At 43.9% G+C, this 12,001-nt stretch carries 16 protein-coding genes; 8 read left to right on the forward strand and 8 right to left on the reverse strand.

Features of this window, described 5'->3' with window-relative positions; genetic code table 11:
• Nucleotides 1-634, forward strand: a 634-nt coding sequence (locus AC1MDJ_RS05120; protein ID WP_479689879.1) for a carbon starvation CstA family protein, incomplete at its 5' end; no start/stop codon positions are given.
• Nucleotides 635-750: 116 nt separating this feature from the next.
• Here AC1MDJ_RS05120 and AC1MDJ_RS05125 read toward each other — a convergent pair.
• The 3 genes from AC1MDJ_RS05125 to AC1MDJ_RS05135 all read right to left on the reverse strand — a co-directional run bounded on the left by AC1MDJ_RS05125 (nucleotide 751) and on the right by AC1MDJ_RS05135 (nucleotide 1,444).
• Entirely contained in the window at nucleotides 751-948 is a 198-nt protein-coding gene (locus AC1MDJ_RS05125) for a hypothetical protein (protein WP_479689880.1), read from the reverse strand.
• Nucleotides 945-1,121: a hypothetical protein gene (locus tag AC1MDJ_RS05130; protein WP_479689881.1), complete on the reverse strand. Its 177-nt coding sequence runs from the start codon at nucleotides 1,119-1,121 to the stop codon at nucleotides 945-947. Before AC1MDJ_RS05130 ends, AC1MDJ_RS05125 begins: the two co-directional genes overlap by 4 nt.
• Before the next feature lie 110 nt (nucleotides 1,122-1,231).
• Entirely contained in the window at nucleotides 1,232-1,444 is a 213-nt protein-coding gene (locus tag AC1MDJ_RS05135; protein ID WP_479689882.1) for a hypothetical protein, read from the reverse strand.
• A gap of 127 nt (nucleotides 1,445-1,571) precedes the next feature.
• Between AC1MDJ_RS05135 and AC1MDJ_RS05140 the strand changes: the two genes are divergently transcribed.
• Nucleotides 1,572-1,778 carry a hypothetical protein gene (locus AC1MDJ_RS05140; RefSeq protein WP_479689883.1) on the forward strand — a complete coding sequence of 69 codons (207 nt, stop codon included), beginning with the start codon at nucleotides 1,572-1,574 and terminating at the stop codon, nucleotides 1,776-1,778.
• Between the two features lie 134 nt (nucleotides 1,779-1,912).
• Here the strand turns inward: AC1MDJ_RS05140 and AC1MDJ_RS05145 are convergent, their stop codons facing one another.
• Complete coding sequence (locus AC1MDJ_RS05145; protein WP_479689884.1) at nucleotides 1,913-3,286, reverse strand: hypothetical protein; 1,374 nt, start codon at nucleotides 3,284-3,286, stop codon at nucleotides 1,913-1,915.
• Nucleotides 3,287-3,397: 111 nt separating this feature from the next.
• Between AC1MDJ_RS05145 and AC1MDJ_RS05150 the strand changes: the two genes are divergently transcribed.
• From AC1MDJ_RS05150 to AC1MDJ_RS05175, 6 genes are all read left to right on the forward strand, one after another.
• On the forward strand, nucleotides 3,398-4,480 hold the full coding sequence (locus tag AC1MDJ_RS05150) for a tyrosine-type recombinase/integrase (protein WP_479689885.1): 1,083 nt from the start codon (nucleotides 3,398-3,400) through the stop codon (nucleotides 4,478-4,480).
• A gap of 82 nt (nucleotides 4,481-4,562) precedes the next feature.
• Complete coding sequence (locus tag AC1MDJ_RS05155) at nucleotides 4,563-5,519, forward strand: Rpn family recombination-promoting nuclease/putative transposase (RefSeq protein WP_479689886.1); 957 nt, start codon at nucleotides 4,563-4,565, stop codon at nucleotides 5,517-5,519.
• A 79-nt stretch (nucleotides 5,520-5,598) separates the two neighbouring features.
• The gene (locus tag AC1MDJ_RS05160; protein WP_479689887.1) at nucleotides 5,599-5,832 is read left to right on the forward strand and encodes a hypothetical protein; all 234 of its coding nucleotides are present in this window, start codon (nucleotides 5,599-5,601) and stop codon (nucleotides 5,830-5,832) included.
• 256 nt (nucleotides 5,833-6,088) lie between these two features.
• Nucleotides 6,089-7,429 (forward strand): hypothetical protein, encoded by a 1,341-nt coding sequence (locus tag AC1MDJ_RS05165; protein ID WP_479689888.1) that lies wholly within the window; start codon nucleotides 6,089-6,091, stop codon nucleotides 7,427-7,429.
• Between the two features lie 200 nt (nucleotides 7,430-7,629).
• The gene (locus AC1MDJ_RS05170; protein WP_479689889.1) at nucleotides 7,630-7,830 is read left to right on the forward strand and encodes a hypothetical protein; all 201 of its coding nucleotides are present in this window, start codon (nucleotides 7,630-7,632) and stop codon (nucleotides 7,828-7,830) included.
• A gap of 11 nt (nucleotides 7,831-7,841) precedes the next feature.
• Nucleotides 7,842-8,150 carry a hypothetical protein gene (locus tag AC1MDJ_RS05175; protein WP_479689890.1) on the forward strand — a complete coding sequence of 103 codons (309 nt, stop codon included), beginning with the start codon at nucleotides 7,842-7,844 and terminating at the stop codon, nucleotides 8,148-8,150.
• A 281-nt stretch (nucleotides 8,151-8,431) separates the two neighbouring features.
• Here AC1MDJ_RS05175 and rarD read toward each other — a convergent pair whose 3' ends face one another.
• The 4 genes from rarD to AC1MDJ_RS05195 form a co-directional block, all read right to left on the reverse strand.
• A complete protein-coding gene (gene rarD, locus AC1MDJ_RS05180; protein WP_479689891.1) occupies nucleotides 8,432-9,334 on the reverse strand; it encodes an EamA family transporter RarD in 903 nt (300 codons plus the stop codon).
• 41 nt (nucleotides 9,335-9,375) lie between these two features.
• A complete protein-coding gene (plsY, locus tag AC1MDJ_RS05185) occupies nucleotides 9,376-10,005 on the reverse strand; it encodes a glycerol-3-phosphate 1-O-acyltransferase PlsY (RefSeq protein WP_479689892.1) in 630 nt (209 codons plus the stop codon).
• A 24-nt stretch (nucleotides 10,006-10,029) separates the two neighbouring features.
• Nucleotides 10,030-11,079 carry an ABC transporter substrate-binding protein gene (locus AC1MDJ_RS05190; RefSeq protein ID WP_479689893.1) on the reverse strand — a complete coding sequence of 350 codons (1,050 nt, stop codon included), beginning with the start codon at nucleotides 11,077-11,079 and terminating at the stop codon, nucleotides 10,030-10,032.
• Between the two features lie 281 nt (nucleotides 11,080-11,360).
• On the reverse strand, nucleotides 11,361-12,001 hold a 641-nt coding region (locus AC1MDJ_RS05195; protein WP_479689894.1), incomplete at its 5' end, for a transposase family protein.

The raw sequence follows: 12,001 nt of genomic DNA on the forward strand, positions 1-12,001 counted from the left end.
TGTAGGTGTGTATGTGAACGGCTCTAAGCTAACGGGCACGCCACCTATGATATTTGCAAACGGGGTGGCAAACTTTGTAGCTACTGTAGGCATGCCACGCGATGTGGCGTATACTGTGCTGATACTAGCGATAGCATCATTTGCACTGACCTCGCTTGACACGGCAACGCGTCTAGGCAGATATATGTTTCAGGAGTTCTTTACGCTAGATGAGGCGAAGGGCGAGCCGTCTGCGCTACGCAAGTTGCTTGTGAACAACTATGTATCAACTGCTATAACGGTGGGTTTTGGGTTTCTGCTAGCTACGAATGGCTATCAAAATATCTGGCCGCTATTTGGCTCGGCGAATCAGCTGTTAGCGGCGTTAGCTCTGCTGGGTGTGTCGTTATGGCTTGGCAAGGTAGGCAGAAATAATAAAATGTTATTTATCCCTACGGCGTTTATGTTGTTTGCTACGTTGACTGCACTGGCTATGTCTGTATATGGCAATGTGCAGAGGTTTGCAGCTGGTACGGCGAAGTTTGAGTCCCACGGCTTACAGATTATATTCGGGGTATTGTTATTCGTTCTAGCGGTAGTGCTAGCGGTGAATGGTGCCAAGAAGTTAATGGAGCCTAAAGGAAGCTCTAACTAAAAAGTAATATCACACACTATAAACACGCCCCATTGTATTATTGCAATGGGGCGTTGTTACAACCGCAACGTCACGTTCTGCATCTGCTACCACTTCTTCATACATATAACACCCCCTTATATTGCCTTTTGTGTTTTTTCATTGCTCTTCCAGTCTGGGTGATTTTTTCTAATCCTATCGTCCTGTCCAGCCCAATAGGCAACTCTTTCCTCTGGTGTCATAGCTTGTAGCTTCTTAGAAAGCCTTGCCTTTATCGCCCTGACTTCAGCGAGGATGCGCTTAGTTTCCTGCTTTTCTTCTAAAGATTCCTTCATATTCCATTACCTCCGTTGGCGATGGGGTTCAGTATGCTTGGATAGTCCATAGCTGCATATAAGACGTGGTGAATAGTAACCCGTTTAATAGCCTCCTCAACTCCATAAAACACTAGATAATTATCAACAACGGCTCTGTGATAAGCCCTTGCTCTTTGGCAAACAGGGAACATTAACGGGGTGTTCGGCTAGAGATGTAGCTGCTTGCGGGTTAAAGAATTTGGTTGATATGTATAATACTATACTATCTAAATCTTGCTCAGCAGGTTCAGATATAACCAGCTCATACATTATACTTTTCTCTGAGGTTTCTCAGAAATTCAAAACCTTCAACCACTTCACCCCTAGCTATCTGTGCGTCTCCAACAGCAAGTGCTCTCCTAACGTATTCCCAATACGCCTCTTTCTCTAATCTTTTCAATTCAGCGTCTGGGTCTAGCTCCACGTCCGTAACCGCAACGTCACGTTTTGCATCTGCTACTACTTCTTCATACATATAACACCCCCTTTGTTGTCTATCTCTAACTTATCATTTTTTAATGCTAAATACAAGTTGAAGCTTACCTCCTTACACTTGCTTTTTCTGCTGAATCTTGTTACAATATCTATGTATGGGGGTTGTTATGAGCTTAAACACTAACACTAATGCATTTGTCGTCGGGTTGGGTCAGATGTTTGACTTCAACGGCGATATTACGCGCGCGAACGTTGACAGAGTTATAAATGCCCGCAATAGCCACAGTGAGGCTATATATTCCTATTGGCAAAATGTAGGCGGATACATTAAAAAGGCTATGAATGAGCAACCAGCAAATCAAAGACCAGCATAATCAAAACAATCAAAAATAGTCACATCATTCATTCACGGGAAAAAAGCAAACACAGATAAGAATTAGCACAAAGCCCTCCCCGTCAGGGGAGGGCTTTTATTAGTCAACCTTTAGTCGTTGCTATTAGCTACAGACTAGAATGAAGACCCTAGCGTCAGCCACAATTGCGTAGCGTCAGCATCGTGCTCGTAATCAGAGCCACCAATAGAATCTACATAGTCGCCGTAAGCGTCTGTATATATATCAGCATACTTGGCATAAGCAACGCCAGCTTCTAGGTATGTAGCCTTAGTCAGGCTATACTTAGCTACAATGTCAAACTCAGTTATCTTTGACTTATCGCTTATTACATATTTATAGCTATTGAGAGTAGTGCCTAAACGCTTACTTTGGGTAGTTGATTGTAGACCATAATCCTTATCAACGTTAGATATGAATTGTGCACCTACTACACTAACCTTTAGAGCATCAATAGGTTTAACATCGGCATATAAATACAGAGCGGTCATACCGCCTATGCCATCGCCGTCTATCATACCAGCATCAGCTATAGCAGCCTTGTTCCAGTCGCCACCAAACCAGAATGCCTTGCCAGTTTTCTTGTCGTAGCTACCATAAGCACCAGTAAAACCAGCGGTGAATTTGTCAGTAACATAAGCCACATCAGCATAAACACCAAACAAACCAGCGGTTTCATCCTTAGCCACATAATCTTCAGCAGTATCATCCCAGCCTTTAGAGTCAAAGGTTGTAAATGCCACAGCACCCTTAGCTTGAACACCTGCCGCAGGCAGATACTCTGCAGCTACATACGCACCGATGATAGTTGTAGGGTCGTCTTTATATGTCCGAGTATTTTGGTCATTAAAATAAGTTACAGCAGGGTATATACCCAGAGAACCATTCTTTATAGCCGCACCTAAAACATACAGATTTGCATTAGACTTGTTGTCGCCATTTGCATCATTATACGCAGTTTCGTAAGCCACATAAACTTCGCCTATGCCTAATTTGTAGCCAGCGTCAATGAAACCGAAAGACCCAGCAGTGTCGCCAGGAGCATTGTCATAGAAACCGCCACCGAATGTCCTGTAGTATGCACGCGGATTGCTAAAACCAGTAGTTACCGCAAGGTCATTAGTGAACTTATATTGCACCCAAGCAGTGTCAACAAGCCCTTGAAGAGAGTTGCCTTGACGAGTGTTAGCATTACCAGTGGTATTGGCATTAGAAACGTAAGTAGCCGCACCGTTACCTAGTTGCCCACGTTGCAGACGAATGCGGAACGTGTAAAGTGTCTTGTCGTCAATGTTGACCTTTGCACCGATACGTGCAAATTCATACAAACCGCCCCAATTCACAGCCCTGTCAGCGTCAACGCCTGACCCTTTTTCAGCTGAGAAATTTGCATTCGCACGGCTGATACCTTTCACGGTAATATCACCGTAAGCGGCAACATCAGCAGCCAATGCGCCAGTAGCTGTAAAAGCTGAGTGGCTATACCACATTTCAATTTGCAATGCTTACGTTGTTTGCTCTTGGCTAAAGTTAGAAACTATGAAATTACCCCAACAGCCTTGTCCTCCCCCTAAAAATTCCTCTTGATTTTCCTGTCTTTTTTGTTTAAGTTATCCGCTAAAAGTGGACTAAAGGGTGGACATCACGCATATATGGTACTTATCAGGTGTGCAGTTTGTGGCAGGTATCATTCATTAAGGCACAAGCTGTGCAATAACTGTGGCGCAAAGGACGGCAAGACTAGAGCCTACTACGTCCGCATTGGCACGCGATACATGTATAGTGGTAATTCACTGACCATCTCACGTGCAATAGAAGCTAAATACAAGCTAGATAAGCGGTTAAGCACCATAAAAGAATACAGACAGCCTCGGTCAATATCATTTTCAGCATTTATAGACAAGCATTTCCAGCCACACTACGAGGCGCGCAATAGACGCCCCGATGCAGTCGCCCACATCTTGACATACCTTAAAGGACAGCTAACCGACAAACCCATTCGGGAAATTACCCGTGCTGATATAGACGCTGTCGTTGCCGATATTAGACACAGGCGGCTAGCTGGCACAGGCAGGCTAATGGCACTGCAAACCCAACACCACTATATAAAGACACTGCGCAGGGTGTTTAACTATGCGATAGAGCTTGCGTTTATAGACAAATCACCTATGGTCAGGGTGGCGAACATCAAGTTTGACAATAAGATTACGCGATATTTAACTGATGATGAGCAGGACAGGCTGTTATCAGAATGTAAAAAGAGCCGTTCACCTGTGCTGTATAGGGTAGTAATGCTTGCGCTCTATACGGGTATGAGGGCGGGGGAGCTGCGAGCGTTGAAACGGGAGCATATCAGGGACGGCAATATCTATCTGCCCGGCGGTATCACCAAGAGTGGCAAGGGGCGGGTAATACCCATATCGGAGCATATAAGAGATATTTTGGATGGGGAGTTTGGGTTTGACGCTGATGTTACGAAGTCATTTTTGCGGGTGTGTCAGTTGGCGGGGCTGGGCAGGTTTAGATTTCACGATTTGCGGCATACGTTCGGCTCACGGCTGGCGCAGGCGGGGGTGCCGCTATACACAATAAAAGAGCTTATGGGGCACAGCGATATGGCACTGACGCAACGCTATGCACACCTGTCGTCTAGGAATATGCGGGAGGCAATAGACAGGCTATAGCTCGGCTAAAGATTTCTTAATCTTTCCCTGTTTATACGGGATAGAGCTTGACTAACTTCTATTTTTATTATATTGTTTGTTTATGTCGGATGCTAATGCCAATAGGGAGTATAAGGATAGTGTATTCACCAAGCTGTTTTCAGATAAGGACAGGCTTGTTGAGTTGTATAATGCCATAGTTGGTGCTAATATTGTTACGGCAGACGATATAGAGATAAACACATTAGAGAATATTTTGTTTATGAATAGGCGCAATGATTTATCTTTTGTTATAGGGAAAGACAAGTTAGTTGTGTTAGTGGAACATCAATCAACTATTAACCATAATATGCCGTTGAGGTTTTTGGAGTATATTTCGCGTGTGTATGAGAAGATGATAGACAATGAGATGTTGTATAGGACTACGATGTTGACAGTTCCTCGTCCGGAGTTTATAGTGTTATATAATGGTAATGATAGTATGCCTGATGAGAAGACGATGAAGCTATCAGATATGTTTAGTAAGGCAGCATTAAGGGTAGATAGTGACAGGCAAGGTTTTTTAGAGTTAAGCGTTAGGGTATTGAATGTGAATAATGGGTATAATAAAGCGATATTAGGTAGTAGCAGGACGTTGGGGGAATATGCGGGGTTTGTGGAGACAGCCAAGAGGCATATTAAGGGTGTGGATTATAGGGACAAGGCGGCAGTGGTAGTGGCGATGAGAGCGGCGATAAAGGAATGTGTGGAGAATAATATATTGAGGGAGTTTTTAGTAGAGAACTCTAAGGAGGTAATAAATATGTTGACAACAGAGTTTAATTTGGAGACGGCACAGAAGGTCTGGTATAGAGAGGGGATGGAAATAGGAGAACAAAGGGGCTTGCAGATAGGAGAACAGAGAGGCTTGCAAATAGGAGAACAAAGGGGCTTGCAAGTTGGGCAACAGCGGTTGTCCCAAGAGGTTTTATCGTTTCTTGATAATGGCGATTTAGATACCCTAAGGAAGCGTCTGTTGGCAAACGTCTCATCACATAAAAGCGAAGATGCGATAAACTAAAGCTTAAGAGTGAAAACAATAAAACAATCACCTACATCTTAATCTCTCCCTGTTTATATGGGATAATGAGGTAATAAATATGTTGACAACAGAGTTTAATTTGGAGACAGCACAGAAGGTCTGGTATAGAGAAGGGATGGAAATAGGAGAACAAAGAGGCTTGCAAATAGGAGAGCAAAGGGGCTTGCAAGTTGGGCAACAGCGATTGTCTCAAGAGGTTTTATCGTTTCTTGATAATGGCGATTTAGATACCCTAAGGAAGCGTCTGTTGGCAAACGTCTCATCACATAAAAGCGAAGATGCGATAAACTAAAGCTTAAAGAGTGAAAACAATAATACAATAGGGGAGGAATTGTGGTATAAAAGTAAGTCCACGTATATGATATGACTACTAGTTATCTGCCCCATTAAAACATTTTTTGTTTTTTGTAAATTTAGGCTTGACAGATGGACATAGTAGTGTCAGAATAAGGCTAAACGTATAATTGTATTTATTATACATTGATACATTAGGTACGTTGTAGTGTGAAGTTTTAATCGCAAAATGCGAAAAATAAGGAGGAGACTTCATGAAAAAGTTTTTATTAGCTTTGGCTCTAGTGGCTTTTACAGCTACTGGCGCATTGGCTGCTGACTGGACTTGGTTTGGTCAGTTTAATCTGAAAGGCGTCAGCCACGACGGTTTTAAGTTCTTGGAGGACACTGATAGCAACTATTCTGGTATCTATCAGCTGGCTCGTATCGGCGGACGCGTAACCCTAGATGAAAAGGTTCTAGTTGGCTATCGTCTACGCCTATACAGAGGCGACTTGGATGGTACTACTGCTGGTGCGACTCCAACTGGTGGTACTGCTAGTGAACCTGGTTTCGCAGTTGACCGTTCTTGGATTGAAGTGAAACCTATTGCTGCATTGAAGCTGACTGTCGGTGCTGCTAATGAAGGCTGGGCATATCACCGTGAATTCGGCGGTGGCTGGTGGGGTGGCATTAACAGTGAAGCAGGCGGTGGCGGGTTAGTTCGCGCTGACGTTGACCTAGGCACTGTTAAGCCCTATTTCGCTTGGCAAATAGAAAAGAGCAATGACAAGCATACTTTAAACACTGAAACCGGTGATGCAAATCTATACGTTTTAGGTGCTAATATCAAGAGTGGCGATTTAGGCGTGTACCCTATGCTCGCTACCTATCGTATTAATGCAGCTGATACGACATTAAAGGACAATGTAGAAACTCTTGGCGGTTATGTAGCTGTTGAATACCTACCTAAGGAAGGCGTTCAATTTAAGGGTATCTTTACAGGCACTCAAATTGACACTAAGGAAGCGGGTATTGATTCTTACACCCTATTTGGTGGCTTGGTTGATGTAGCTTATGCAACGTCTTCTTTCAAGGCTGGCGTTACAGTAGCTTACGGCGGCTATGACAAGGACAATAAAGAAGGTTTCTTCTTTGGTGGCGACTGGAACAAAACCATTATAGTTGATAATGGTATAGTTGATGGTATGGGTGTTGCTGGTATGACTGCTATATATCCATATATAACATTCTCACCTGTTGATAAGCTGACACTTGGCTTGACTGGCGCATACTACATGTCTAACGTAGATGGCAAGGCTACTAACGGCGACTACTTGGAACAAGTGAATGTGAACTCTGACCTTGCCAATGGTTTCGTCAGCTATGGTGGCTACAGCCTTAACAGATATGGCTATGCTATAGATGAAGATTCTAGCATAATAGAAGTTGACTTCACTGCTAAGTATGCATTCGCTAAGGGTGTATCAACTACTTTCGGTGCTGCTTATGCTAAGTTCACTGATATTTACCCAACTGACGCTGTTGTTGGTTCGTACGGCAAGCAAAGCCCAGATTCATTACAAATCTATCTGGCACTTGACGCATCGTTCTAGTAGCTAGCGTAATGTAACTGACAATGTCCGTATAACATACGGATAGCAATAAAAGCCCTCCCCTGACGGGGAGGGCTTTGCTGTTGCAACTGGCAGACAGGTGTGCTATGATGAGCGGGGGAACGCTCATGATAAACGTATATTTGTTCATAGCATAGCTGTGGTGAATCCAATAGATTTTTTAAGGGGGATATTGGAGTATGACTGATACAATCTTGAAATGCAAGGGGATGGATGCTCTGACAAAGGAGCTAGGTATGGTTGAGGCGGAACGTTTCATATCGCTGATTTTACGTGAGCCATTTGACTATACAGAATGGCAAAGAGGGCTATACAAGGACGTTCCGCTAGACGACTTCTATGCAGACGTTAAGCGGTTTCGCGAAAGTAAGGCAATGTAAGGGGGTGTTATATGTATGAAGAAGTAGTAGCAGACGCAAAACGTGACGTTGCTGTTATGGACGTGGACGGAAATCCTTATGCTGAGCTACGGGAGCTAGAAAAGCAGGCACATATAGAATACGTTAAGAGAGCTACCGCAGCCATAGAAAATAATGCTGACGCTGATTTGAAAAAACTGGCAGAAGATGCATACTGGGAATATGTTAAGAGAACGCTTGATATTAGTGACCTTGCAATAGCTCGTGGTGACGTATACGATGGGGAAGAGGTCTTTAATGAACTTATAAATAAGTATGGCGTACAAGCTACGTATCACTAAACCTGCGACTATCCGCTGATGTTCCCTGTTTGCCAAAGAGTAAGAACTTACCGTCAAGCCGTTGTTGAAAACTATCTGATATTTTATAAAGTGAACAATATTAACAAGATAGTCAATATTGCCCATGTGTTATATGCAGGTATGGACTATCCAAGCATACTGAACCCCATCGCCAACGGAGGTAATGGAATATGAGCCATTTGACTATACAGAGTGGCAAAGAGAGGGGTTGCGTTAAGCGGTTTCGCGAAAGTAAGGCAATGTAAGGGGGTGTTGTTTTGTTATCGTTTAATCCTTGAGCTGATTATATTCAAATGTGCTACAGCGTCCACCATATACACCACCACCCCTACCCATATAAACCCCAGCGCAACTGGCATGCCAGAGCTTAACGGCTCGTGAAAATGATAATAGCCTATTAAAAACGCCAACGTTGGCGATATATACTGCAATATTCCCACAGTTGTCAGCGGTAGTCGCTTCACCCCATAGATAAACCCCATAAGTGGCAACATAGTGACCGGTCCCATTGAAAAGATTAGTAGCTTATGCAATCCGCTATCGCCCATATACGAATACCCCGATACCCCCGACTGCCACAAAAAGAATAGATATGCGGGGATTACCATCAGAGAGGTCTCCACAAACATCCCGTCCATAATGTTTGCCTTGATTACCTTGTGAATTGTCCCATATAGCCCGAACGCAAGAGACGGTAATATCGCAAAATACGGCACATCGCCATAACCCACTATCATATACGCCACGCCTATAATAGTTAAAACTAATGCTCCTTTCTGAAACAAACGCATATTCTCGCCAAAAAAGAACGCCCCAAGCGCGGTGCTTATAAGCGGATTGATATACTGCCCCATACTAGACTCAACTATATGCCCCGTGCCCATCGCTACTATGCCCATACTCCAGTTGAAGTTGATAAGTAACGCAGATAACAAAAACCAGCCCATAACACGGCGATTTCTTATCAACGCCCACACATTAGACCAACCCCGCTGCACCGTGATGACCAGCACGATAAACACCCACGACCACACTATACGCAACGCCGCTACCATAAGCACAGGCATATAGTATAACATCGCCCAATACAGCGAAAAGCCACCCCACGCTAGCAGCGCGGCAAATACAGACGCATACCCGCTAAAGCGACTTAAACCACCCATAAATTCATACAAACAATGACGTTCACGTTGTTCACTCGCGGCTACTTACTATTCTTTTTGCTTTTGCTGTTACCGAAGCTAATCTTATTCTCATTGCCGTCCATTATGCGCTTAATATTCCCCCTATGCCTATACACTATCACCAGCGCAACAGCCCACGTGAACAGCGTGAACACACCCGAAAACTCGCTTGATAAGGTCACCGCTGCCCCAAGCACAAACGCCGCTATACACGAACCAGCAGAAATCATCTTAGTAACAGCCACTACAAATATAAACACCAACGCCGCTAGTCCTATCTGCACTGGGGCAAGCGCAAAAAACACCCCCAACCCAGTCGCTACCCCCTTGCCACCAGTGAACTTTAGATAGACTGGATACATGTGCCCCAAGAACGTACAAGTCGCACAGACAAGCACCCCATCAAGCGGTAGCTCAAGCCATACACGCACAATATAGATAGGTATGAACCCTTTCAGCGCATCCAACACCAACACCAGCGCAAACGCCCACTGCCCCAACGCCCTGCCAGCATTAGTCGCACCAACATTGCCACTGCCCACACCGCGAACATCTATCCCCTTGACCCACTTCACCAGCAGATACGCAGTGGGGATAGCTCCCGCTAAATAACACACAATCGCAGCTAATATAACCTCAACAACCAGCATACAATAACTCCTGCAAATCTAGCTCTATTTGCCAGTTTTTAGTCGTTCCCAATATTCTTCATACATAATCACCGCTTCGCCTATGTCGTCTTGATACGAAGCAGCCCTTAAATCAACCTCTGTGGGGTTCATCAGCCTATTGCCCCTAACCTCAGGCGACATCAGCTCCAGAGCCGCCTTATTAGGCGTTGAGTATGAAAACTCCTCAGCCACAACCTTAGCTACCTCTGGACGCATTAAGAAATCTATAAATTTATAAGCATTTTCAATGTTTTCTGCACCTTTGGGTATTGATACGCAATCTACCCACAAAATAGCCCCGTCTTTCGGGAACACGGCGCGAATATCGCGGTTTATCTTTATAGCATTGTCAAGCTCCCCCGTCCATATAAGCCCAATCGTCACTTCATTGTTGATAAACGGCTGTTTCTGCGAATCGCTGTTAAATACACGCACACTAGGCAATAGCTTTTGCAGTTTAACAAACGCCCTTTCAAGGTCAGCTCTATTAGTAGAGTTCGGATTAGCACCCAATGTTATAAGTGCCATCTGGAATACTTCCCGCACATCGTTAGGCAACATAACCTTGCCCTTGAACTCTGGCAACCACAAATCATCCCAAGATGTAATCTCACGCTTGATTACCTTAGCATTATAGCCTATTATGGTAGCACCCCACAGATACGGGATTGAGTAGCGGTTGCCTTTGTCATAAGGTTGATTCATAACGCCCTGTAGCATATTTTTCAAGTTAGACAGCTTGGAATGGTCTATCTCATGCAGTAGCCCTTCTTTTGCCATCTTAGATACATAGTATGATGAGGGCACGACTATGTCATAACCCTTGCCTTTTTGTAGTTTCAGCTTTGAGTACATCAGCTCGTTGCTGTCATAGGTGGAATAAATCACCTTGATACCAGTCTCCTGCTCAAACTGCTTAACAATGGTATCGGGCATATACTCCGACCAGTTATAAATGTAAAGCTCTTTGCTATCCTTTTTGCCGCCACCGCAAGACGTAAGAGCAAACACCGACAGAGCAACCAACAACACACAGGCTAGATTTTTTAACACCACATACCTCCAATAGTATTTTAACAAGGTAGTATAACAGAGTTGTGGATATAAAGCAAAAATTAAAAAATACTGTAATGCCACAGTTAAAATGCCCCTATTTAGGTGTTAAAGGTATGCTGTTTTCCGTTGTAGAATATAGAGAATGATTTATCAATGAATTCGCGGACGAGGACTTTGTTAACTCTAGGGGCGTGAACGGACTTGGAGGGTATTTGAAAGAAGTGTCCGTTTTTTTGTATAGTCCAGTCATTACGCAGTTTAGCCGAACTTTCCAGATATCAGTAGTCTTTAAGTTGCGCTTTAGCTGGTAGTTGGCGGTGGGCGTCAGGCACTGTTTCTTTGGGTATAGATAGCTTTCTGTTATGAAGTTCAAGGTAGTCTGGTAATGCTGTATTTGCTGCTTGTAGTGATTTTATCTCATTGAGTGCTAACCAATGGATAAGCCTATCTTTGAGTGTCCTGTTGGAACGCTCAACTCTACCCTTTGATTGTGGTTTGCTAGCTCCGATGACTAAAATGCCTAGCCTTTCACACATCTGTCCGAACATTCCTCTTGATAGTCCGCCTGTCTCTTTATCAAGATAAGCATTCCTAAAGTCTGTATAGATAATTTTAGGTATGCCATACTTCTCACACCAAGTCCATAATGCTATACACGCTGAAGCTATGGTTTCTTCTGTGTCAAAGTGTGCGTTAACTATAGAAGTCGCATCATCTATCATATTTATTATACAAGACTTCTCCCCACCAAACCACCTACCAAAAGAGCCATCTAGTTGCACCATCTCCCCGAATGATTCTTTACGCAAACGAAGACTCCTATAACGAGGTCTGCGCCTAACGGGTTCTCGCGATAACCACCTACGCAAACTCTCCTTATTAACAACTAACCCCTCTTCCTCTAACAACAGCTCACACG

The sequence above is a fragment of the Candidatus Termitispirillum reticulitermitis genome, assembly GCF_054655775.1.

Coding starts and splice junctions, on each gene's coding strand:
- AC1MDJ_RS05160 (WP_479689887.1), top strand. CDS start 5,599: ATGTTGACAACAGAGTTTAATTTGGAGACAGCACAGAAGGTCTGGTAT.
- AC1MDJ_RS05140 (WP_479689883.1), top strand. CDS start 1,572: ATGAGCTTAAACACTAACACTAATGCATTTGTCGTCGGGTTGGGTCAG.
- plsY (WP_479689892.1), bottom strand. CDS start 10,005: ATGCTGGTTGTTGAGGTTATATTAGCTGCGATTGTGTGTTATTTAGCG.
- AC1MDJ_RS05175 (WP_479689890.1), top strand. CDS start 7,842: ATGTATGAAGAAGTAGTAGCAGACGCAAAACGTGACGTTGCTGTTATG.
- AC1MDJ_RS05165 (WP_479689888.1), top strand. CDS start 6,089: ATGAAAAAGTTTTTATTAGCTTTGGCTCTAGTGGCTTTTACAGCTACT.
- AC1MDJ_RS05135 (WP_479689882.1), bottom strand. CDS start 1,444: ATGTATGAAGAAGTAGTAGCAGATGCAAAACGTGACGTTGCGGTTACG.
- AC1MDJ_RS05170 (WP_479689889.1), top strand. CDS start 7,630: ATGACTGATACAATCTTGAAATGCAAGGGGATGGATGCTCTGACAAAG.
- AC1MDJ_RS05125 (WP_479689880.1), bottom strand. CDS start 948: ATGAAGGAATCTTTAGAAGAAAAGCAGGAAACTAAGCGCATCCTCGCT.
- rarD (WP_479689891.1), bottom strand. CDS start 9,334: ATGGGTGGTTTAAGTCGCTTTAGCGGGTATGCGTCTGTATTTGCCGCG.
- AC1MDJ_RS05155 (WP_479689886.1), top strand. CDS start 4,563: ATGTCGGATGCTAATGCCAATAGGGAGTATAAGGATAGTGTATTCACC.
- AC1MDJ_RS05145 (WP_479689884.1), bottom strand. CDS start 3,286: ATGTGGTATAGCCACTCAGCTTTTACAGCTACTGGCGCATTGGCTGCT.
- AC1MDJ_RS05130 (WP_479689881.1), bottom strand. CDS start 1,121: ATGTTCCCTGTTTGCCAAAGAGCAAGGGCTTATCACAGAGCCGTTGTT.